The following is a 23,725-nucleotide window of genomic DNA, read 5'->3' as shown; positions in this document are numbered from 1 at the left end:
TTATTCTAACAATGTTATCCAAAATATCTACTATAAGTTTAAAGAAGGGATTAAAAATCCCTTCTTATTTTTATAATGTATCTATTATATTAATTAACTCTTCTACTAAATTTTCTTCTTTTACTTTTTTTATAACTTCACCTTTTCTAAATATAAGACCTTCACCTTTTCCACCAGCTATTCCTATATCCGCATCTCTTGCTTCTCCTGGACCATTAACTACACAACCCATTACAGCAACTTTTATATTTTTTTGGCAGTTTGCTAACTTATCTTCCACTTCATTAGCTATTCTTATTAAATCAATTTGCGTTCTTCCACAAGTTGGACATGAAATAAATTCTATTCCATTTTTAACATATCCAAAATTTTTAAGTATCTCTTTTCCAACCTTTATTTCCTCTACTGGGTCACCAGTTAAAGACACTCTTATAGTATCACCTATTCCCTCTGAAAGTAAAGTACCAATTCCTATAGAAGATTTTATAGTACCTCTCCAAATTGTCCCAGCTTCTGTAACCCCAAGATGAAGAGGATACTCCATTTTTGCTGAAGCTAATCTATAGCTGTCAATCATTGTATTTACATTAGAAGATTTTATAGAAACAACTATATTTCTAAAGCTTAAATCTTCTAATATTTCTACATGTCTTGTTGCACTTTCAACTAAAGCTTCTGGTGTTGCTTTTCCATATTTTTTTAAAATATCTTTAGATAATGAACCTGAATTAACTCCTATTCTAATAGGAATATTCTTTTCCATACATGCTTTTGCTACCGTTTCTACTCTATCTTTACTTCCAATATTACCTGGATTTATTCTAAGTGCAGATACTCCATTTTTTATTGCTTCTAAAGCTAATCTATAATCAAAATGTATATCTGCTACCAATGGAATTTCTATTCCTTTAGTAATTTCTTTTATAGCTTCAGCTGCTTCCATATCTAAAACAGCACATCTAACTATATCACATCCTGCATTTTGTAATGCCTTTATTTGATTTATTGTACTTTTTACATCTCTTGTGTCTGTATTAGTCATAGATTGAACAGAAACTCTATAGTCACCACCAACATATATGTTTCCAACTTGAACTTTTCTAGTTTTTTTTCTATCCATTATATGATAATCTCCTCTATTTATAATATAGGAAATATTAAGTCCTTAACTGTTACTATAACCATTAATCCCATAAGCAACATAATTCCTATATAATTTAATCTTTCTATATAAACAGCAGGTATCTTTTTTCTAATTGTCATTTGTATTAATTCTATAAATATTAATCCTCCATCTAACGCTGGTAATGGTAATAAATTAAATACAGCTAATTGCACACTTAAAAACGCCATAAACCACATTAAATTCCAAATGCCTGTTTTAGCCATCTGACCTGACATTTTTATAATAGTTATAGGGCCACCTACATCTGTCTTTAAATTGGCTTCTCCCGTTACTATACTTTTTAACGCTGTAAAAGTTTGAGATATTAAACTTTTTATTTCTAAAAAGCTATGACCAAAACTTTGCAAAAGTGTTGGATTTTTCACTTGCTCAAATGCTATTCCAATTCTTAATCCTCCATCTTCTGTAACAGCAGGTATTATTTCTTTTGTAATTTTTTCTCCACCTCTACTAACCTGTAATTTAATAGGATTACCTTTAGCCATAGCAATTCCAGTAGTTAAATCATTAACAGTATTAATTTTTTTGCCATCAAGTCTTATTAACTCATCACCTATTTGTAATCCTACTTCTTGTGCTGGCGTTCCATTTGCAACTTCTCCAATTTTTGTTTCAGCATATCCATTATTCATACAAAGTATTGTAAAAATAACTATACCTAAAACCAAATTCATAAAAGCTCCAGCACCAATGACTAAAATTTTTTGTATTGGTGATTTAGAACTAAAAGATCTTTTATCTTTAACTTGTTCTTCTTCACCTAACATTTTTACAAAACCACCAAAAGGTAAAACTCTTAAATTATATTCAGTTTCTTTTCCTTTTACCCCAAATAATTTTGGTCCCATTCCAATTGAAAATTCTTCTACTTTTATACCATTTAATTTAGCTACTATAAAGTGACCTAATTCATGTACGATTATTAATATACTAAATGCTAATATAGCATAAATTATATACAATCTAACCCCTCCTTAATTAACTATATTTATTATAAATAAATTCTCTTACCTGCTTATCTATTTCTAACACATTATCTAAAGTTACCTCTTTATTATAATCGAAAACTTCCATACATTCTTCAATTATTTTTGGTATATGAAGATATTCAATCTTTTTATCTAAAAACAATTCTACACATATTTCATTTGCTCCATTTATTATGGCTGGCATAAGCTTCCCTATCTTTCCTGCTTTATATGCTAAATCTAAACATTTAAACACATTAAGATCTGGCTTTTCAAAAGTTAATTCCTTTAATTCGTAAAAATTCAGCTTTTCACTAATATTGCCTAATCTCTTGGGATAATTCAATGCATATTGTATAGGCAATTTCATATCTGGAACACCTAGTTGAGCTATTACTCCTCCATCTGTATATTGAACCATTGAATGAATTATTGATTGTGGATGAATTACAACTTCTATATTCTCATAAGGACAATCAAATAACCAACGAGCTTCTATTACTTCTAATCCTTTATTCATAAGAGTTGAAGAATCTATTGAAATTTTTCTTCCCATATTCCATTTAGGATGTTTTAAAGCTTTATCCACAGTTACATCTTTGAGCTCATTTAAAGTATATCCTCTAAAAGGTCCACCTGAAGCAGTTAAAATTATTTTATCTATTTTGTTATGAAAATTTCCTTGTAAACTTTGATATATTGCACTATGCTCAGAATCAACTGGCAATATAGATACTCCAGCTTTTAAAGCTTCCGCCATTACAAGTTCTCCAGCTACTACTAATGTTTCTTTATTAGCTAAAGCAATATCTTTCTTATTTTTTATTGCCTCTAATGTAGGTTTAAGTCCTATCATTCCAACAACAGAAGTTACAACTATATCTACATCTGGTAATGTAGCAACTTTAATCATTCCATCCATTCCATATATTAACTCACAATTTATTTCTTCTTTATTTAAAATATTCTTTAATTCATAATAAGATTCTTTATGAGTTATGGCAACAACTTTAGGTGAAAATTCTTTTATTATGTCTAATGTTAAGGTTATATTTTTATGTGCAGTTATTCCTAATAACTGAAATTCATTTTTATGAAATCTCAAAACTTCTAAGGTCTGAGTTCCTATTGAACCAGTAACCCCTAATATAGAAATTTTCTTCATTTATTTATTCCTCCTAAGTTTATAATAAAATTCATTAAAATATTCTTATTTATAGATAAGTATATTTTATCTTATTATTATCTTAAATACAATAATACTTATTCCACTTTTTACCTAAAAGAAGAATTTTTTAAATAATAAATAAACACTACTAAACCTATATAAATAAGGCTCAATAGTGCTTTAAAATTTATTATTTATATAAAAACTATAAAAGTTAGATAAAAATACACTACTACTGCAGCAAAAAGTATACTATCAAATCTATCTAAAATCCCTCCATGCCCTGGAATTAAATTACTATAATCCTTTATTCCTACATATCTTTTAATTGATGATGCAACCAAATCACCTAATTGACAAAATACACCACATAAAATTCCAATTACAAGATAATTAGAAATAGAAACTATAGGATAGTACTTTGATAATATTATTCCAAATATAACACAAGCTAATGTACTTCCTAATACTCCTCCTAAAGAACCTTCTATAGTTTTTTTAGGACTTACTTTAGGACATAATTTATGTTTCCCAAATAATCTTCCTGCATAATATGCCATAGTATCACAAAACCATGATGAAAGAAAAATCAACCAAACTAAATACTGTCCTCCATATTTTGAATTTACTAAATATATAAAACTAAAAAATACTCCTACATAAATAAATCCTAATAATGTAATAGATACATCTATGAAATTATACTTTAAATTTATTATTGGAACACATAATAAAATAAAAGTTGCAATAATAATCATGTAAGATAAAATTTCAAAATTATTATCCGTTAAATAATATAATGCCAATAATAAATATCCCATAAATACTATAGGTTTCATTTTTTTAACTTTTACAGTTTTATAAAATTCATATAATCCTAATACGGATAAAGCAATTGTAAAATATTTAAGCCATATTCCACCCAAAAATATAAATATTATAAATGGAGCCATTATTAATGCGCCTAAATATCTGTTATTAGATTTCATAAAATCACCTCTTAATATTACTTAACTCCACCAAATCTTCTGTTTCTATTTTGATAATCATATATAGCTCTTCTTAAATCTTTTGGTTTAAAATCTGGCCAATTTATATTTGAATACCAAAATTCTGAATAAGCACATTGCCATAATAAAAAATTACTTAATCTTTGTTCCCCACTTGGTCTTATTATTAAATCAGGATCTGGTATATTAGCTGTATATAAATATTTATTAATTATATTTTCATTTATATCATCAATATTTAATTTGCTATTTTCAATATCTTTTATAACATCTTTAAGTGCTTTAATTATCTCGGCTCTTCCTCCATAATTTAGTGCAACATTTAACGTTATTTTATCATTATTTTTTGTTTTCTCACAAGCTTTATATATTTCTTCCTGACAAAATAAAGGCAGTTCTGATATATCACCTATTATATTTAATTTAACATTATTCTTATGTAATGTTTCAAGTTCATTTTTTAAATATTCTACTATAAGATTCATTAATGCACCAACTTCATCCTTAGGCCTTTTCCAATTTTCAGTAGAAAAAGCATATAAAGTTAAATGCTTAACCCCTAAATCTCTACACTCTCTAAGAATTTTTTCAATAGTCTGTACACCCGCTCTGTGTCCCATTGATCTTGGCAATTTTCTAGCCTTGGCCCATCTTCCATTACCATCCATAATTATTGCTATATGCTGTGGTATATTGTTAGGATTTATAGCTATTTCCTTATTTTTATCTTCCTTTTTTTTATCAAAAAAACTTAACACCTTACAACCTCCCTCACACACTTATAAATTTAATATTTTAATATATAAAATTCTTAATTTTTATATTAACACAAAATAAATAAAACCTGCTAAAGAAGCAGGTTTTAAAACTAAACTGACATAATTTCTTTTTCTTTAGCTACTATTATTTTATCTATTTCTTTAACGAAATTATCTGTAACTTTTTGAACATCCTCTTCTGACTTTTTAACATCATCTTCTGAAAGTTCTCCATCTTTCTTTAAGGTTTTAATTTTGTCATTAGCTTCTTTTCTTATAGACCTAATAGCAACTTTAGCATTTTCTCCTGTTTTTTTAACATTTTTAACTAAATTTTTTCTAGTCTCTTCTGTTAATTCAGGTACTAATAATCTGATTATATTTCCATCATTATTAGGATTTATTCCTAAATCTGATTTTAATATAGCCTTCTCAATTTCTTTTAACATAGACTTTTCCCAAGGAGTAACAATTAATAATCTTGGTTCTGGTGATGATACGTTAGCAACTTGAGTTAAAGGACACATACTTCCATAATATTCTACTTGAATTCTATCTAACATTGTTGGATTAGCTCTTCCTGCTTTCATAGTAGATAAATCAGATTTTAAAACATTAATCGTTTTATTCATTTTCTCTTCTAATTTTTTCATTATATCTTTTACCATAAAAAATCCTCCTTATTTACTTTTTAGTAACAATAGTTCCTATTTTTTCGCCTAATATAGCTTTTTTTATATTTCCTGGTTGATCTAAAGCAAAAACTAATATAGGTATGTTATTATCCATACATAATGATGTTGCAGTTGAATCCATAACCTGTAAACCTTGGTCTAAAACATCTAAATATGATAATGTATCATATTTTTTAGCATCACTGTACTTATGTGGGTCTTTATCATATACACCATCTACTTTTTTAGCTAATAATATAACATCTGCTTCTATTTCTGCTGCTCTTAATGCTGCAGTTGTATCTGTTGAAAAATATGGATTTCCTGTTCCAGCACCAAATATAACAACTCTACCTTTTTCTAAGTGTCTCATAGCTCTTCTTCTTATGAAAGGTTCAGCTATTTCTTTCATTTCTATAGCTGTTTGTACTCTAGTATGAACCCCTAAACCCTCTAAAGAATCTTGAAGTGCTAATGCATTTATTGAAGTAGCTAACATTCCCATATAATCAGCAGTAGTTCGGTCCATACCTTCTCCTTCTCTGCCTCTCCAAATATTTCCGCCACCTACAACAGCACCAACTTCTACTCCCATATCTACTAACTCTTTTATTTCTTTAGCTATTCTTGTTGCCACATTAAAATCTATACCAAATCCATTCTCTCCGGCTAAAGCCTCACCTGATAATTTAAGCATAACTCTTTTGTATTTACAAGCTTCCATATTTAACCTCCGCAAATTTATAATATTTTAAAAAAAGAGAACACTCTGTGTTCTCTTATGTTACTATTTTACTCCCATTTTAGCAACTTCTTCAGCGAAGTTTTCTTCTTTCTTTTCGATTCCTTCGCCTCTTTCGAATCTTGCATATTTAACGATTGTTACTGGAGAACCAACTTCTTTTGATATTTCTTGTAAGTATTTAGAAATTGATTTATCGCCATCTTTAACCCAAGCTTGATCTAAAAGACATACTTCTTTGAAGTACTTTTGAATTCTTCCCATAACCATTTTGTCTACTATCTTTTCTGGTTTTCCTTCATTTAAAGCTTGTGCTCTGTATATTTCTTTTTCAGTTTCTAAAGCTTTTTGATCAACTTCTGCTTGTGATAAGAATAATGGGTTAGCTGCTGCTACTTGCATACAAACATCTTTAGCAACTGTTGCTAAAACTGGTGCTGAAGCATCACATGCTAATTCAACCATAACACCAATTCTTCCACCACCATGGATATAGCTTTGAACTACTCCATTTTCAACTGAGAATTTATTAAATCTTCTAACTGTCATGTTTTCTCCGATTTTAGCTATTAACTCAGTTAATACTTCTTGAACAGTTTTCTCATCATTGTACTTTTCAGCAGATAATTCTTCAACAGTTGTAGCACTTGTATTAGCTGCCATTTCAGCTATTTTATTAGCGAAAGCTATAAATTCTTCATTAGCTGCAACGAAATCTGTTTCACAGTTAACTTCAACCATAGCACCTTTTTTCATATCTTCTGATACATAAGTAGCAACAATACCTTCTGCTGCTACTCTACCAGCTTTCTTAGCTGCCGCTGCTAATCCTTTTTCTCTTAAAACTTCAACAGCCTTTTCCATATCTCCGTTTGTTTCTGTTAAGGCTTTTTTGCAGTCCATCATTCCTGCGCCAGTTCTTTCTCTTAATTCTTTAACCGCTTGAGCTGTTATCATTGTAATTCCTCCCAACTTGTTAATTTAAAAGGTAAATGAAGAATTCACTTCACCTACCTTAAAATATAATCTATTATTCAGCTAATTGCTCGCCTTGTCTTCCTTCTATAATAGCATCAGACATTTTAGCAGTTATTAATTTAACTGCTCTTATAGCATCATCATTACCAGGTATTACATAATCCACTTCTTCTGGATCACAGTTAGTATCTACAATTGCAACTACTGGTATACCTAATATTTTAGCTTCTGATATAGCATTCTTTTCTTTTCTTGGATCTACTACGAATAAAGCTCCTATATTTGAAGCATCTAATTCTTTAATTCCACCTAAGTTTTTCTCTAATTTTTCTTTTTCAGCTCTTAACTTGATTACTTCTTTCTTAGGTAAAACTTCGAAAGTTCCATCTTGCTCCATAGCTTCTAAAGTTTCTAATCTTTTTATTCTAGTCTTTATAGTTTTGAAGTTAGTTAACATTCCACCTAACCATCTATTGTTTACAAAGTGCATGTTTGATCTAACTGCTTCTTCTTGTATAGCTTCTTGAGCTTGCTTTTTAGTACCAACGAAAAGAATATCTTTTCCTTCTGTTGCTACTTCTTTAATGAAGAAATAAGCTTCTTCTGCTTTTTTTACAGTTTTTTGTAGGTCTATTATGTATATACCATTTCTTTCTGTAAAAATATATGGAGCCATTTTAGGGTTCCATCTTCTTGTTTGATGTCCGAAGTGAACACCAGCTTCTAATAATTGTTTCATTGAAATTACTGACATTTCTGTTCCTCCTTAAATATGGTTATATCCTCCACCATCTTCATATCTAAAAACCTTCCAATACTTAATGCATCGGCACCAATTTATAGATTCGATAGTGTGTGTATTTGTTACCTTTGATAGTATAACACAGCACATTAAAACTATCAATAAAAATTTTAAATTTAAAAGGTAAAAAATAAGGAAACAACTATAGTTGTTTCCTACTAAATTATTTGATTTTTTTTAATTCATCTAATAATTTTTCATTTAATATTTTTATATGTGTGCCTTTCATACCTAAACTTCTAGATTCTATTACTCCAGCACTTTCAAATTTTCTTAAAGCATTAACTATAACCGATCTAGTTATTCCAACTTTATCAGCAATTTTGGAAGCTACTAATAATCCTTCATTTCCATTTAATTGCTCAAATATATGCTCTACAGCCTCTAATTCTGAATAAGAAAGAGTACCTATAGCTAATTGAACTACTGCTTTTTTTCTTGCCTCTTCTTCAATCTCTAATTGTTTAGCTCTTAAAAGTTCCATTCCCACAATAGTAGCACTATATTCAGCTAAAACTAAATCATCATCTGTAAAATGTTCTCCAAATCTAGCTAATAAAAGTGTACCTAATCTTTCTCTATTTCCAACTATAGGTACTATAGTAGAAATCTTTTCTGATATTATACATTCTCCCTCACCTTCAAAAATACATTGTCCTCTATTAGGCGTATTAGATAAAGTATCTTGAATGTTTAATAACTTATTATTATAATCTTCGGGAAACTTTTTCTCAGTTACTACTTTTGTTTTCATAATTTCACATTCAAATCTTTCGCAAAAAGCATAACCTAAAATTTTACCTTTTTTACTTACTAAATATACATTGCAAGCCATTACTTCACTTAACAATTCGCAAATATTCCCAAATCCAATAATTTCTGTACCAGTTTGTAATATCTTGTTTAATTTCCTAGTTTTACTAAGTAGTGTAGACATGAATTTCCTCCTAAAACAATCCCATGAAAAACATATTAAAAATTCACTAATTTTTTCACACCAATTTCACTACTTAAATATTAACATAGTAAATTACGTATTTCAACCTGCTTTTATTATATTAAATATTATAAGTTTTGATTTATTTTTTGCCATTTTAGTTTGTTTTTTCTATATTTTTCTTTTCTTTACACTCGCTATTGCTACATTCTAAATATTCACCTTTAGTTTTTGAATATTTTTTTACCATGTAGCTAGAACATTTTGGACATTTTTCATTTGTTGGTTCACTCCAACTTACAAATGTACACTCTGGATAGTTAGCACATCCATAAAATCTCTTTCCTTTTCTGCTTCTTTTTGCAACAACTTTACCACCACATAATGGACAATTCGCATCAACTTCTTCTACAATAGGTTTTGTATTTTGACAATCTGGATAACCTGGACAAGCTAAAAAATCTCCAAATCTTCCATGCTTTACAACCATCATTCTTCCACATTTATCACATGGAACATCACTTACTTTATCTTCAATTACAACTTTACATATTTCCTTTTCAGCTTTTTCTATAGCTGCTTTTAAAGGTGTAAAAAATTTATCTACGATACCTTTCCAATTAGTTTTTCCTTCTTCTATAAAATCCAATTTAGTTTCCATATCAGCAGTGAAATCAGCATCAACTATTTGTTTAAAATACTCTGATACTATATTATTTACTATAAAACCTAATTCAGTAGGTACTAAATTTTTCTTTTCTCTTTGAACATATTTTCTACTTACTAATGTAGATATAGTCGGAACATAAGTACTAGGTCTACCTATTCCTTTCTCCTCTAATAACTTTACAAAAGAAGCTTCAGTATATCTGGCTGGTGGTTGAGTAAAATGTTGTTTTGAATCCATAATACTTACAGCTAAAATTTCTTTTTCTTCTAACTCTGGAATACTAACATCATCTTCTTCTCCATCTGATAAATATTCGTAAACTTTCATAAATCCATCAAATTTTATTGTAGAACCACTAGCTCTTAATAAATATTCACCATTTATAATTTCTATATTATTTGTATTAAGTATACAACAAGACATTTGACTTGCAACATATCTTTTCCAAATTAATGAATATAATTTATATTGCTCTGCGCTTAAATTTGAAGCAGCCACCTCCGGTGTTATTTCTACATACGTTGGTCTTATAGCTTCATGTGCATCTTGAACATTTTTTTTACTTTTATATACTCTAAGTTCTTTTGGTATATAATCATTACCATAACTATCTTTTATAAAATTTACTGCCTTTTCTTGTGCTTCTGAAGATATCCTTACAGAGTCAGTTCTCATATAGGTGATTAATCCTACAGTACCATACCCTTTAATTTCAATACCTTCATAAAGTTGTTGTGCAATAGACATTGTTCTTTTAGTCATAAAATTTAATTTTTTACTTGCATCCTGCTGTAAGGTGCTTGTAGTAAATGGAGGTAAAGGATTTTTGTTTCTAGTTCCTTTTTTTATTTTTTTTACACTAAAATCATTTTGTTTTAAATCATTAATTATTGTTTTAGCTTCTTCTTCATTACCAATCTCTATTTTTTTACTATTTTTAGTTGATAATTTTACAGAAAATGTTTTCTTGCCTTTCTTAAGCTTAACATCTACAGTCCAGTATTCTTTAGGAATAAATTTATTTATTTCTTCCTCTCTATCACAAATAATTTTAAGTGCTGCTGATTGAACTCTTCCTGCACTTAATCCCCATTTTACATTTCTCCATAAAAGAGGACTTATTTCATACCCAACTAATCTATCTAAAACTCTTCTTGCTTGTTGTGCATCTACTAAATTTGTGTCTATGGCTCTAGGATGTTTAATAGAATTTTTAACTGCTTCTTTTGTTATTTCATTAAATTCTATTCTACATTTTTTTCCTTCATCTATTTTTAACACATTAGCTAAATGCCATGAAATAGCTTCTCCTTCTCTATCAGGGTCTGTTGCTAAAAATATTTGATCGCTTTTTTTAGCAAGTTTTCTTAACTTGTCTAATAACTCACCTTTTCCTCTTATTGTTATATACTTTGGATTATATCCATTTTCTATATCAACACCTAATTGGCTTTTAGGTAAATCTCTAACATGCCCCATTGATGCTTCTACTACGTAATTTTTTCCTAAATATTTTTCTATAGTCTTAGCCTTAGCCGGTGACTCAACAATTACTAACTTTTGACCCATTGCAACCTCTGATTAAAACTCAGAGTGTTCACCCCCTTAAACTCTATAGGATTTTAGCAAAATAATTTCCTGAAATCATATTAATTTCATTTTCAAATTGCAACTCACATAATAACTCATGAATAATATCTGTGTCAACATTCATATTATTAATAATTTCATCTATATGCATTACTTTTTCTTCTAATAACTTAATAATTTTGCCTTTTAGACCACAAAACTCCAATTTTTTGTCCTTTTTATAATTAATAGCAAGATTGTACAACATATTCTCTATGGTTGTAAATATATAAGCACCATCTTGTATAATTTTATTACAACCTAAACTTTGAGGAGAGAATATTGAACCTGGAACAGCTATTACATCTTTCCCTTGTTCTAAAGCATAGTTACATGTTATTAAAGAGCCACTTTTTTCACCCGCTTCTATTACTACAACACCTTTAGATAAACCACTTATTATTCTATTTCTCTTGGGAAAATTGAAACTATATGGCTTAGTATTAGGCAAAAATTCTGTTATTATAACACCTATTTTTTCAATCTCATCATATAATGCTTTATTATAAACTGGATAAGTTACATTTATTCCACAACCCAACACAGCAACATTATAATGCTTATTAGTTACACAAGTTTTATGTGCTATTGTATCAATGCCTAGTGCTCCACCACTTATTATATTTATACACTTTTTTCCTAATTCTGTGCATATATACTTAGTTGACTCTTTACCATATACAGTACACTTTCTAGATCCAACAATTGCTATACTTTCTCTTACATTTAATAATGAAATATTCCCTCTATAAAAAATACAATAAGGTGGATTATATATACTTTTAAGATTTGTAGGATAATCTTTATCATTATAAGTTGTTATTTTATATTCTTTATTTAAAATTGATTTTTCTATAGAAGTAATATCTAAACAATCCATATTTTTTTGAAACTCTTTAGCCCACTTACTTTGTATATTCTTAATTTTATTTTTATTTTCATATAAATCTTTTTCATTTTTAAAAAACTTAAGTAATTCTAATTTCATTTTATCACTAATTTTTAAAACCGATAACCAAATTTTATATTTCACCACATCTTCCATTATATTACTTCTCCTTCCAAATTTTTTCTGTAGCTTAAAGCTTCATATATGTATGATTTCCCTAAAGGTTTATTATTTAAATCTGCAATGGTTTGAGATAATTTAATTATTCTATCTAAAGCTCTCGTACTAATTCCAAATTTATAATATATATTGCTTAGCAATTCATTACACTCATTATTTAACTTTATATAATGGTTTATATCTTTATGAGTCATTTGTGAATTATATTTTATATTACTATCTTTAAATCTATTTCTTTGAATTTCACGACCTATGACAACCTGTTGCTTTAATTTTTCTACATCATTATTATCTGGTAACTGCTGTAACTCTTCATATGATGCATATTTCACAAAGGTAAATATATCTATTCTATCACTCATTGCCTTTGACAATCTGTTTTGATATCTAATTCTTTCATTTTCACTACAACTACATCGTCTTCCTTCAATGGAACTTAAATAATTTCCACATGGACAAGGATTAAATGCACCAATAAATAAAAAATTAGCAGGATATCTTACATTACCAGTATTTCTACAAATATTAACTTCTTTATTTTCTAATGGTTCCCTTAGACATTCTAAAATTCTCCTATCAAATTCAAGTAATTCATCTAAGAATAATACACCATTATGAGCTAATGTAACCTCTCCAACTTTTAATTCTTTTCCTCCACCAATTAATGCAATTTTTGTTGTGGTATGATGTGGAGATCTAAAAGGTCTATTTTTTATTATGCCAGAATTTTTTTTTAATTCTCCGGAAACACTATATATTTTAGTTGTTTCTAAAGATTCTTCATGAGTTAAAATTGGTAATATTGAAGCAATACCTTTAGCAAGCATAGTCTTTCCACATCCTGGTGGTCCTTGTAATATAGTATTATGATTTCCTGTAGCTGCAATTAATAATGCTCTTTTAGCGTTTTCTTGACCACAAATACTTAATAAATTAAAATTATTTTCTATATTATCGTCATAGACTTCTACTGTTTTGTTTGGTAAAATATCACTATAGATAATAAATCCTATAACTTCTTTTAAATTACTAAAACTAAATAAATTAGCTTCTTTTACTACTCTACATTCATTTAAATTACCTTCAGGCACTATAAAGTTTTTTATTTCATTGTCCATGCCTATAAGTATAGAACATAATGCACCTGGAACTTCTCTTAACTCTCCACTCAATGATAATTCACCTAAAAATATATTTTTTTTAATTTTTTCTTTAGGAATTTGATTGCTTTCCATTAATATTCCTAATGCAATAGGTAAATCGCAAAAAGCACCAATTTTTCTTATGTTTGCTGGTGCTAAATTAACTATTATTCTACCTATTGGAAATTTATATCCACTATTAACAATAGCAGCTCTTACTCTTTCTTTAGCCTCCTTTACTGATGCATCTGGTAATCCAACTATTATAAAAGAAGGCATTCCTTTGCTTATATCTACTTCTACATCTATTAAAACACCATCAATCCCATTAAAAGTGGAGCTTATTAAACTTATGGACATATTTTATCAATTCCTTTCTATAAATATCATATAAAATTAATTGACAAAATATATTACTTTTAATCATTTAAGTATTAAATTTAATAATACTGTTAATACTTTTATTGGTGATGTAATGAAAAGTTTTAATAAAGTTATTGGAAATTACGGTGAAAATTTATGTATATCCTTTTTAACAAATAAAGGGTATATTATTAAAGAAAAAAATTTTAAATGCAAACAAGGTGAGATTGATATAATTTGTTTTAAAAAAGATTTACTTTGTTTTATAGAAGTGAAAAGCAGGTTTACAGAATCATTTGGCTCTCCTAGTGAAGCTGTAACCTGCTATAAAAAAAATAGAATTTTAAATTCAGCAAATTTTTACATATATATTAATAATCTTTATGATTATTTTATTAGATTTGATATTATAGAAATAACATTTAATACTCAAAATAAAAACACTAAAATAAATTATATTAAAGATGCATTTAGGTTATAATTGTTGTAATATATTGTTTAAAAAAGTTTTTCTATGTATTGATGTCATTCCATTGACCTTTAAAGCTTCTACATGATTTTTAGTTCCATATCCCATATTCTTATCAAATTGATATTGAGGATATTTTTTATGATACTCTTTCATTAAATTATCTCTATATACTTTTGCAACAATAGAAGCACATGCTATTGTTGCACTATGTTTATCACCTTTTATTACTGATTTATTCTGTATATTAAAATTCTTTATTAAATAACCATCAGACAATACTAAATCTGGTTTAACAGATAGTCCATTACAAGCATCAATAAAAACTTTATTATTGCAATAAGCAATACCTTTTATATCTATTTCATCATTACTGCTACATGCAATTGAATAACTTATAGCTTTTTTCTTTATTATTTCACTTAAATACTCTCTTTTAGCTTCTGAAATCACCTTAGAATCATTTATTTCTAATATTAGGTCTTCTAAGTCATCCAAATTTAAAATCACAGCACAAGATACTATAGGTCCTGCTAAAGGTCCTCTACCTACTTCATCTACACCTGCAATAAAATTAAACTCGCCAAAACTTTTATCAAACTCATACATAGCTTTTACTCTTAAATATTCTTTAGTAAACCTTTCTATATGCCTTTGAATTTTATCACCTAATGATATAATATTTTTTCTTTTATCTTTATTTAATAATAAGGATATCTCTAATAAATCATCTTTATTATCTTTGTTAACTTCAATTTTTCCAATTAATTCATTAACTTTCTTAAAAGAATATGAAGAAATATTTTCTTTTAAATCTTTAACTAATTCTTTCATGTAAATCACATCCTTACACTTCTTCTATATTAGGAGGTTCTTCTAAAGATATATTACCTATCTTTCCACCTCTAAACTCATCTAGAAGTATAGCTGCTATTCTATTATAATCAATTTGTCCACCAGATATTAATGCTCCTCTTTTTCTTGCTATTGCATCTAAATTATCTATTGGTTCTTCTTTTAATTCTGTTAATTTATATCTTTTCATAAGTAATTCAGGATTAGTTTCCTGAAGTCTAGCAACTAAATTTAAAGCTAATTCTTCAGTATCCATAATTTCATCCTTTATAGCTCCAGTAAAAGCTAAATTTAAAGCTACAGTATCATCTTCAAATTTTGGCCATAAAACTCCTGGAGTATCCATTAATTCAATACCTATAGATGTTTTAATCCATTGCTTACTTTTAGTAACTCCTGGTCTATCTCCAGTTTTAGCAATATTATTTTTAGCCATTTTATTTATAAAAGTTGATTTCCCAACATTAGGTATACCAACTACCATAACTCTTGTTGTTATTTTTACTAATCCTTTAGCTTTTAATCTATCATGCTTTTCTTTTAATAAAGAAAGTAATGCTGGCTTTATATTTTTTAATCCTTCTCCTTTTAATGCATTTACTTCTATTACTGTTGTATTTTCATTAGTTAGATATTTTTTCCATGCTTTTGTAATTTTAGCATCTGTTAAATCACTTTTATTTAATAAAATTATTCTTGGCTTTCCTGCACAAAGCTCATCTATATCTGGATTTTTTGAGGATTTAACAATTCTCGCATCTCTTATTTCTACTACAGCATCAACTAACTTTAAATTTTCCTTTATTTCTCTTTTAGTTTTTACCATATGTCCTGGAAACCAGTTTATAGCCATATATATCATCCTTCCTTTATTTAAAACATATATCAAAATTTTAATCTATATGTATATTAATGTCTTTTATAATCAAAACTTATGTATAAATATAAATATAAAAAAACGGGACTAATTATAGTCCCTGTTTATGTGTAAAATTATCTTGTTTTTAACTCTTTAACTTTAGCAGCTTTTCCTACTCTATCTCTTAAGTAGAATAACTTAGCTCTTCTAACTTTACCTTTTCTTACAACTTCAATCTTATCAACGATTGGAGCATTTAGTGGGAAAGTTCTTTCAACACCTGTTCCATAAGCAACTCTTCTTACTGTGAAAGTCTCTCTTAAACCACCGTTTTGTCTTTTTATAACAGTTCCTTCGAATACTTGGATTCTTTCTCTGTTTCCTTCTTTGATTTTAACGTGAACTTTAACTGTATCTCCAACGTTAAATTCTACTAAATCTTGTCTTATTTGTTCTTGCTCTATAGCTCTGATTATATCGTTCATTGTGTAGTCCTCCTCAAAATTTATTTGACGCTCGTATTCGGACTATTACCGTTCAGAGGAACGCCCGTACTAACACAAAAGCTATTCTAACATAATTATTTAGAATAAGCAATATTATTTTTATGTAGATTTCAATAATTTTTTATCTTCTTTTGATAATTTAATTTTATTAAATAAATCTTCTCTTTTTTCTCTAGTTATTTCTAAAGATTTAGCTCTTCTCCACTTTCTTATATTTTCATGATGACCTGACAATAAAACTTGTGGAACCCTTTCTTCCTCAAAAATTTCTGGTCTTGTATACTGAGGATACTCTAATGTTCCCTGATAGAAACTCTCATCTTGAAAACTTTCTTCTTTTCCAAGAACTCCAGGAACTAGCCTACAGATACTATCTACTATAGGTATACATGCCATTTCTCCTCCTGTAAGTACAAAATCACCTAAAGAAATTTCCATATCAAAATATTTATATGCTCTTTCATCAATACCTTCATAATGGCCACATACAAATATTAATTCTTTTTCATTTGCTAATTCTTTTGCTATGGATTGATTGAAGGTTTTTCCTCTTGGTCCTAAAAATATAACTTTCCCAGTATTAATTTTTTTTGTAGCTTTAATGGCATCTACTATAGGTTGAGCCGCTATAACCATACCAGCACCACCACCATAAGGATAATCATCAACTTTTTTATGTTTGCTTTTAGTATAATCTCTTATATTTATTGCTTCTATATTTAATAAATTATTATTTTGTGCTTTCCCCAAAATACTATGATTAAATATATCAAACATATTAGGAAAAAGAGTTAATATATTAATCTTCATCTTGCCATTCTCCAGAAGGTTTTATTGTTATTAATCCATCTTCTATATTTATATCTAAAACTATTTCTTTTAAAACAGGTATTAATATTTCCTTTTCTCCTTTTACCCAATAAACATCATTAGCAGGAGTTTGTATAACATCTTTTATTGTTCCATATTCAAAATTATTAGTATCTATTACTTTACAGCCTTTAAGATCTGCTATAAAATATGAATCCTCTGGCAATTCTACTGCTTGATCTCTAGAAATCTCTAAATAATATTGCTTAAATTTTAATTTTTCCGCTTCATTCATTGTATTAACGCCTTCTAATTTTAATATAACTTTATCTTTCAAATATTTAACACTTTCAATATTTACCTTTTTTCCATTTATCATTACATATTCTAAATCATCAAATCTATACATATCATCTGTTAAAGGTAAAACCTTTACCTCCCCTTTAACGCCATGAGTATTTACTATTTGACCAACTCTTAAAAATTCACGCATATTAACTTCACCTCTTATTTAATATTATTATATAACGAAAAGAGTTAGGTATCCCTAACTCTTAACTAAATGATTTCAACTACAACTCTTTTATTTTCCTTAAGGGCAGCTGCTTTTACAACTGTTCTTACAGCTTTAGCAATTCTGCCTTGCTTTCCAATAACTTTTCCCATATCTTCTGGAGATACTTTTAGTTCTAATATGATTGACTGCTCACCTGAAACCTCATTTACATGAACTTCATCAGGATTATCTACTAGTGATTTAGCAATTAATTCTACTAACTCTTTCATATTACTCTGCTATGTAAGCAGATTCACCTCCTAGGAAAATTACTTTATTCCAGCCTTAACGAAAAGCTTTTTAACTATATCAGTTGGTTGAGCTCCGTTTTGTAACCATTGTGCAGCCTTATCAGCATCTATTTTAACTTCAGCTTCTGGCTTAGCAACTGGATTGTAATATCCAATCTCTTCGATGAATCTTCCGTCTCTTGGACATCTTGAATCAGCAATAACAACTCTGTAGAAAGGAGCTTTCTTAGCACCCATTCTTCTTAATCTTATTTTAACTGCCATGTAATTTCACCTCCTTCAAAGTGTAAAATATTATTATTTCATAAAAGGAAGTTTCTTAAACAATCCTTTTTTAGCATTCTTTTGAAATGACTTCATTTGTTTCATTTGTTTTTTCATCATTTCATAACCTTTAACAAGCTTATTTATTTCTTGAATAGTACTTCCAGAACCTTTAGCTATTCTTCTTTTTCTTGAACTTGAACCAGATACTAAAGAAGGATTTTTTCTTTCTTTAGCAGTCATAGATTGAATTATAGCTTTCATTTTAGCCATTTGCTTTTCTCCTGAAGCTAAATCTAATCCTTCTAATTCCTTTGCATTTACTCCTGGAATCATTTCTATAAGCTTACTTATAGGTCCTAATTTTTTCATCTGTTCCATAGCATTTAGGTAATCATCATAGTTAAATTCCTGATTCATCATCTTTTCACTTAACTTTAATGCTTCTTCTTCATCTATAGCTTGTTGAGCCTTTTCAATTAAAGATAAAACATCACCCATGCCTAAAATTCTTGAAGCCATTCTATCAGGATGGAATACTTCGATGTCACTCATCTTTTCTCCTACACCTGCAAATTTAATAGGCTTCTGTGTAATATGTCTTATAGATAGTGCAGCTCCACCTCTAGTATCACCATCAAGCTTAGTTAATATAACTCCTGTTATATCTAATGAATTATTAAATGTTTCTGCTACATTAACAGCATCTTGACCTGTCATAGAGTCTACTACTAAAAGAATTTCACTTGGTTTAGCTACATCTTTTACATCTTTTAATTCTTGCATTAATTCTTCATCAATATGAAGTCTTCCTGCTGTATCTATTATAACTATATTATTACCATTATCTTTTGCATGTTGTATACCAGCTTTAGCAATATCTACTGCTTTAACCTTATCTCCTAAAGAGAATACCGGTATATCTATTTGCTTTCCTACAACTTCTAATTGTTTTATAGCTGCAGGTCTATATATATCACAAGCAACCAAAAGAGGTTTCTTATTTTTTTTTCTTAAATGTAATGCAAGTTTCCCTGCCATTGTGGTTTTACCAGCACCTTGAAGTCCTACTAACATAAAGACCGTAGGTCCATTATCTGAATAATTTAACTTACTTTCAGAAATTCCCATTAAATTAGTTAGTTCTTCATTTACTATTTTTATAACCTGTTGCCCTGGCGTTAAGCTTCCTAATACTTCCTCACCAACACATTTTCCACTAACACTTGCTACAAATTGTTTTACAACTTTATAATTAACATCAGCTTCTAAAAGTGCAAGCTTAACTTCTCTCATGGCTTCTTTTATATCTTTTTCTGTAAGCTTTCCTTTGCCTTTTAATTTTTTAAGAGCATCTTGTAATCTTGATGCTAACCCATCAAAAGCCATGTCTAACCCTCCTAAGCGTTTATAATTTCTTCTATATTTTTATTTATATGATTTATTAAATCTTTATTTAAATAAGCATTATCTAAAAGCTTTATAAGTTCATCTTTCATTTCCATTCTTATAACAGTCTTTTTTAATAATTGAAGTTTTTCTTCATAAATAACCAATTGTTTATAACATCTCTTAATTAAATCATATATTGCCTGTCTGCTTGTATTATTTAACTCAGCAATTTCTGCTAAGGATAAGTCATCATTGTAGTAAAGACTCATTATGTTACGTTGTTTATCTGTTAATAATGAATCATAATAATCTAATAAAATTGATATCTCAAATCTATCTTCCATATAACCACCTTGCTCACAAAATAGATAATATCAAAAATATATTATGGTGTCAAGTATTTTTACTTAACACCTTTATAATTTTAAAAATTATTTAAAATTACAATAATGCTTCTGCAAATTCTTCAGCATTAAACTTTTGTAAATCCTCTACACCCTCGCCTACACCTATATATTTAACAGGTATATTTAATGAGTTTTTAATAGATATTACAACCCCACCTTTAGCAGTACCATCTAATTTAGTTAATATTATTCCATCTATAGGACAAGCCTCCATAAATTGCTTAGCCTGAATAACTGCATTTTGACCTGTTGTTGCATCTAAAACTAGTAAGGTTTCTTTACTAATTCCATTTAATTCTCTATCTATTATTCTATTTATTTTAGCTAATTCATCCATTAAATTCTTTTTGTTATGAAGTCTACCTGCTGTATCACATATTAACAAATCAATTTTTCTTGCCTTAGATGCCTGAACTGCATCAAAAACAACTGCTGCTGGATCAGATCCTTCTTTATGTTTTATTATATCTACATTAGCTCTTTTACTCCAAACATCTAACTGATCTATTGCAGCTGCCCTAAATGTATCAGCTGCTGCTAATAAAACTTTTTTTCCTTCATTTTTTGATTTTGCTGCTAGCTTTCCAATAGATGTAGTTTTTCCAACACCATTAACTCCAATTACAAGAATAACTTTTTTACCATCAGTAGATTCATCCTCATAATCTCCTTCTAATAGCATCTCACTTATAACTTTTTTTAATGCTGGTTTTACTTCAGATACATCATTTATTTTTTCTTTTCTTATCTTTTCTTTTAATCTTTCTATTATTTCTAAAGTAGTATCCATACCAATATCTGATGTTATTAATATTTCTTCTAATTCATCATATAGATCATCATCTATTGTTATTGCTATTTTTAAAACCTCATTTATTTTATCTGTTAAATTATCTCTTGTTTTTGTTAACCCTGTTTTTAATTTATCAAAAAATTTACCAAACATAATATTAATTCCTTTCTTTATTTAACTAAATCTACAGACACTAATTTAGAAACTCCCTTTTCTTCCATTGTAACTCCATACATTATATCTGCTACTTCCATAGTTCCTTTTCTATGAGTTATAACTATAAATTGTATTTTACTTGAAAACTTTTTTAAAAATTCAGCATATCTGCCTACATTTGAATCATCTAATGCAGCTTCTATTTCATCTAATATACAAAATGGTGTTGGTTTCATCTTTAAAATAGCAAATAATATAGCAATTGCTGATAATACTTTTTCGCCTCCTGACATAAGATTGATATTCTGAACTTTTTTTCCAGGAGGTTGAACTTTTATTTCTATATTTCCAAGAAGTTCATCACCCTCTTGTAATATAAGTTTAGCATTTCCTCCTTTAAATAATTCTTTAAAAGTTTCATCAAAATATTTATTTAAAATATTAAAATTCTGTCTAAAAAATACTTTCATTTTAGAAGTCATTTCTTCAATAACATTAATAAGTTGTTCTTGTGATTTTTCTAAATCATCTTTTTCAGTTGTTATAAATTTATATTTTGAAGAAATTTCTTTAAATTCATCTATAGCATTAACATTTACAGAACCCAATGAAGAAATTTTTAATTTTAACTTGTTTATTTTATTCTTATACATTTCAATACTATCAATAGATTTATAATTTTTAACTTCCTCTTCAAATGTAGTGTTAAATTCCTCTTTTAACCTTAAATAATAATTATTTTTTTCATTATCTTGTTTAGTGTATATAATTTCATTTTTATGAATTTCATTATCTTTTTTAGCAATTTCCACAGTTAATATTTCTAAAGAAGATTCTAAACTATTTAATTTTTCTTTTATATTAATTTTTTTTATATCATATTCTTTAGCTTTTTCTTCTAATAATATTAAATTAATCTTTTCTTTCTCTATAAAATTTTTGTTATTTTCTATGGAATCATAACTTTCTTTTTCATTTTCTTCATTTTTTAAAATCTCTTTTTCTAGTTCTATTATTTTTTTTTGTAATAATCTTTCCTCAACTAAAACTCTTTTTATATCTTTTTCTTTGTTTTCTATAATTTCATGAGTTTTGGCCTTTTTAATTTTAAAATCCACATTATTTTCTTTTATTTTATTAAGTTTATAACTTAATTCTTTTGTTATTAACTCTAATTCTTTTACTTCTTCTTTATTTTTAATATCTTTATTTTCAAGTTCTTTTATTTTTTTTTCTATAAAATTTATTTGTTCATAATTTTCTTTAGATTTTTTATTATAATTTTTTAACTGACCTTGCAATTTTTCACTATCTTTTTTTATTTTTATAATATCATTTTCTATTGACTTAATTTTATTATTTATATCTACTGTAAGCAAATTATTTTTATATACTTTTTCTGTTAATTTTTCTTTTTCACATTCTAATATTTTTTTACCTTTATATAAAGTATTTAAAAAATTTACTATATTATTTTTTTCTAAATTTATACTAACAACTTTTTTTGTTAAGCTTTCAACTTCAGCTTTTCTTGAAATAACACCCATATTTTTTTGTTGTATAACTCCACCAGTTAATGCCCCTCCTGAATTTACAACTTCTCCAGCTAAAGTTACAATTTTATATTTATAATTTATTTTTTTAGCTAAAATTAAAGCATTGTCAATATTGTCACAAATTATTGTTTTACCTAATATATAATTAATTATATTATCATATTTTTCTTCATAGCTTATTAAATCAGAAGCAATTCCAAGAAATCCTGTTTGTTCATTTATTACTTTAGCAACCTCTAACTTTCTTCCTTTAATAATAGATAATGGTAAAAAAGTTGCTCTTCCTATTTTATATTTTTTTAAATAATCTATCAATATTTTAGCAATTTTATCATTCTGCGTAATAACATTAGAAATAGTTAATCCTAATGAAATTTCTATAGCTCTTTCATATCCTTTATTAGCTTTTATTACCTCTCCTAAAAGAGTACAATCTTCTTTTTTTATATTTACTTTACCAGCTTCTATAGATTCCATAATTTTTCTAACAGACATGTTATATCCTTCATATTGATTTTCAAGTTTAATTAACATATCTTTATTTGCTTCTAATCTATGTAATTCACCAGTAATTTTTGATAATTGATTTTCAACATGCAAAATTTTTTTTTCAATTATACTTTTTTCATTTATATTATTATTAATAAGTTTATTTAAATCATTTTTCTCAGTTATTTTTATATTTAATTCTTTATTTAAATCATTTTTAGTAAATAAATTTATTTCTATAGTATTTTTATAATTATGGCAATTTG

The 23,725-nt window shown here is 27.5% G+C and carries 25 protein-coding genes; 1 reads left to right on the top strand and 24 read right to left on the bottom strand.

What is annotated here, in order from left to right; genetic code table 11:
• Nucleotides 1-70: 70 nt before the first annotated feature.
• The 13 genes from ispG to GBZ86_RS01270 all read right to left on the bottom strand — a co-directional run bounded on the left by ispG (nucleotide 71) and on the right by GBZ86_RS01270 (nucleotide 14,093).
• A complete protein-coding gene (gene ispG / locus GBZ86_RS01330) occupies nucleotides 71-1,120 on the bottom strand; it encodes a flavodoxin-dependent (E)-4-hydroxy-3-methylbut-2-enyl-diphosphate synthase (protein ID WP_152887008.1) in 1,050 nt (349 codons plus the stop codon).
• A 20-nt stretch (nucleotides 1,121-1,140) separates the two neighbouring features.
• Nucleotides 1,141-2,148 carry a M50 family metallopeptidase gene (locus tag GBZ86_RS01325; RefSeq protein WP_152887006.1) on the bottom strand — a complete coding sequence of 336 codons (1,008 nt, stop codon included), beginning with the start codon at nucleotides 2,146-2,148 and terminating at the stop codon, nucleotides 1,141-1,143.
• Nucleotides 2,149-2,164: 16 nt separating this feature from the next.
• Nucleotides 2,165-3,319, bottom strand: coding sequence for a 1-deoxy-D-xylulose-5-phosphate reductoisomerase (locus tag GBZ86_RS01320; RefSeq protein WP_152887004.1), 1,155 nt, complete (start codon nucleotides 3,317-3,319; stop codon nucleotides 2,165-2,167).
• 197 nt (nucleotides 3,320-3,516) lie between these two features.
• Entirely contained in the window at nucleotides 3,517-4,311 is a 795-nt protein-coding gene (locus tag GBZ86_RS01315) for a phosphatidate cytidylyltransferase (protein ID WP_152887002.1), read from the bottom strand.
• A 17-nt stretch (nucleotides 4,312-4,328) separates the two neighbouring features.
• Nucleotides 4,329-5,090 (bottom strand): isoprenyl transferase, encoded by a 762-nt coding sequence (locus tag GBZ86_RS01310; RefSeq protein WP_327443535.1) that lies wholly within the window; start codon nucleotides 5,088-5,090, stop codon nucleotides 4,329-4,331.
• A gap of 110 nt (nucleotides 5,091-5,200) precedes the next feature.
• A complete protein-coding gene (frr, locus tag GBZ86_RS01305; RefSeq protein WP_152887000.1) occupies nucleotides 5,201-5,758 on the bottom strand; it encodes a ribosome recycling factor in 558 nt (185 codons plus the stop codon).
• Nucleotides 5,759-5,774: 16 nt separating this feature from the next.
• On the bottom strand, nucleotides 5,775-6,488 hold the full coding sequence (gene pyrH, locus GBZ86_RS01300) for a UMP kinase (protein WP_152886998.1): 714 nt from the start codon (nucleotides 6,486-6,488) through the stop codon (nucleotides 5,775-5,777).
• A gap of 63 nt (nucleotides 6,489-6,551) precedes the next feature.
• Nucleotides 6,552-7,463 carry a translation elongation factor Ts gene (gene tsf, locus GBZ86_RS01295; protein ID WP_152886996.1) on the bottom strand — a complete coding sequence of 304 codons (912 nt, stop codon included), beginning with the start codon at nucleotides 7,461-7,463 and terminating at the stop codon, nucleotides 6,552-6,554.
• Between the two features lie 73 nt (nucleotides 7,464-7,536).
• On the bottom strand, nucleotides 7,537-8,238 hold the full coding sequence (gene rpsB, locus GBZ86_RS01290) for a 30S ribosomal protein S2 (RefSeq protein ID WP_152886994.1): 702 nt from the start codon (nucleotides 8,236-8,238) through the stop codon (nucleotides 7,537-7,539).
• Between the two features lie 211 nt (nucleotides 8,239-8,449).
• Complete coding sequence (gene codY, locus GBZ86_RS01285; protein WP_152886992.1) at nucleotides 8,450-9,223, bottom strand: GTP-sensing pleiotropic transcriptional regulator CodY; 774 nt, start codon at nucleotides 9,221-9,223, stop codon at nucleotides 8,450-8,452.
• Between the two features lie 157 nt (nucleotides 9,224-9,380).
• Nucleotides 9,381-11,462, bottom strand: coding sequence for a type I DNA topoisomerase (gene topA / locus GBZ86_RS01280; protein WP_152886990.1), 2,082 nt, complete (start codon nucleotides 11,460-11,462; stop codon nucleotides 9,381-9,383).
• Nucleotides 11,463-11,505: 43 nt separating this feature from the next.
• A complete protein-coding gene (dprA, locus tag GBZ86_RS01275; protein WP_152886988.1) occupies nucleotides 11,506-12,567 on the bottom strand; it encodes a DNA-processing protein DprA in 1,062 nt (353 codons plus the stop codon).
• A complete protein-coding gene (locus GBZ86_RS01270; protein ID WP_152886986.1) occupies nucleotides 12,567-14,093 on the bottom strand; it encodes a YifB family Mg chelatase-like AAA ATPase in 1,527 nt (508 codons plus the stop codon). The genes dprA and GBZ86_RS01270 overlap by 1 nt, the downstream gene beginning before the upstream one ends.
• Nucleotides 14,094-14,208: 115 nt before the next feature.
• Between GBZ86_RS01270 and GBZ86_RS01265 the strand changes: the two genes are divergently transcribed.
• Entirely contained in the window at nucleotides 14,209-14,577 is a 369-nt protein-coding gene (locus GBZ86_RS01265) for a YraN family protein (RefSeq protein WP_152886984.1), read from the top strand.
• On the opposite strand, the gene GBZ86_RS01260 is transcribed toward GBZ86_RS01265, so the two are convergent.
• From GBZ86_RS01260 to GBZ86_RS01210, 11 genes are all read right to left on the bottom strand, one after another.
• Nucleotides 14,572-15,399 (bottom strand): ribonuclease HII, encoded by an 828-nt coding sequence (locus tag GBZ86_RS01260; protein WP_152886982.1) that lies wholly within the window; start codon nucleotides 15,397-15,399, stop codon nucleotides 14,572-14,574. The two genes, GBZ86_RS01265 and GBZ86_RS01260, sit on opposite strands and share 6 nt — an antisense overlap.
• 13 nt (nucleotides 15,400-15,412) lie before the next feature.
• Nucleotides 15,413-16,273 carry a ribosome biogenesis GTPase YlqF gene (gene ylqF, locus GBZ86_RS01255; RefSeq protein ID WP_152886980.1) on the bottom strand — a complete coding sequence of 287 codons (861 nt, stop codon included), beginning with the start codon at nucleotides 16,271-16,273 and terminating at the stop codon, nucleotides 15,413-15,415.
• Nucleotides 16,274-16,413: 140 nt separating this feature from the next.
• Nucleotides 16,414-16,764 carry a 50S ribosomal protein L19 gene (gene rplS / locus GBZ86_RS01250; protein WP_152886978.1) on the bottom strand — a complete coding sequence of 117 codons (351 nt, stop codon included), beginning with the start codon at nucleotides 16,762-16,764 and terminating at the stop codon, nucleotides 16,414-16,416.
• A gap of 120 nt (nucleotides 16,765-16,884) precedes the next feature.
• Nucleotides 16,885-17,595 (bottom strand): tRNA (guanosine(37)-N1)-methyltransferase TrmD, encoded by a 711-nt coding sequence (trmD, locus tag GBZ86_RS01245; RefSeq protein WP_152886976.1) that lies wholly within the window; start codon nucleotides 17,593-17,595, stop codon nucleotides 16,885-16,887.
• Nucleotides 17,585-18,088 carry a ribosome maturation factor RimM gene (gene rimM, locus GBZ86_RS01240; protein WP_152886974.1) on the bottom strand — a complete coding sequence of 168 codons (504 nt, stop codon included), beginning with the start codon at nucleotides 18,086-18,088 and terminating at the stop codon, nucleotides 17,585-17,587. The genes trmD and rimM overlap by 11 nt, the downstream gene beginning before the upstream one ends.
• A gap of 65 nt (nucleotides 18,089-18,153) precedes the next feature.
• Nucleotides 18,154-18,381, bottom strand: coding sequence for a KH domain-containing protein (locus tag GBZ86_RS01235; RefSeq protein ID WP_152886972.1), 228 nt, complete (start codon nucleotides 18,379-18,381; stop codon nucleotides 18,154-18,156).
• Nucleotides 18,382-18,420: 39 nt separating this feature from the next.
• A complete protein-coding gene (rpsP, locus tag GBZ86_RS01230) occupies nucleotides 18,421-18,666 on the bottom strand; it encodes a 30S ribosomal protein S16 (RefSeq protein WP_152886970.1) in 246 nt (81 codons plus the stop codon).
• A gap of 33 nt (nucleotides 18,667-18,699) precedes the next feature.
• The gene (gene ffh, locus GBZ86_RS01225; RefSeq protein ID WP_152886968.1) at nucleotides 18,700-20,055 is read right to left on the bottom strand and encodes a signal recognition particle protein; all 1,356 of its coding nucleotides are present in this window, start codon (nucleotides 20,053-20,055) and stop codon (nucleotides 18,700-18,702) included.
• An 11-nt stretch (nucleotides 20,056-20,066) separates the two neighbouring features.
• Nucleotides 20,067-20,402 (bottom strand): putative DNA-binding protein, encoded by a 336-nt coding sequence (locus tag GBZ86_RS01220; RefSeq protein WP_152886966.1) that lies wholly within the window; start codon nucleotides 20,400-20,402, stop codon nucleotides 20,067-20,069.
• Between the two features lie 97 nt (nucleotides 20,403-20,499).
• Complete coding sequence (gene ftsY / locus GBZ86_RS01215; protein ID WP_152886964.1) at nucleotides 20,500-21,411, bottom strand: signal recognition particle-docking protein FtsY; 912 nt, start codon at nucleotides 21,409-21,411, stop codon at nucleotides 20,500-20,502.
• Nucleotides 21,412-21,428: 17 nt separating this feature from the next.
• The coding region (locus GBZ86_RS01210) for a coiled-coil domain-containing protein (protein ID WP_479690742.1) at nucleotides 21,429-23,725 on the bottom strand (2,297 nt) is incomplete at its 5' end.

The organism is Clostridium tarantellae (genome assembly GCF_009295725.1).
Lineage (GTDB): Bacteria > Bacillota > Clostridia > Clostridiales > Clostridiaceae > Sarcina > Sarcina tarantellae.
The sequence above is the reverse complement of the archived record's forward strand: the minus strand, read 5'-3'. Positions and strand labels throughout refer to the sequence as shown.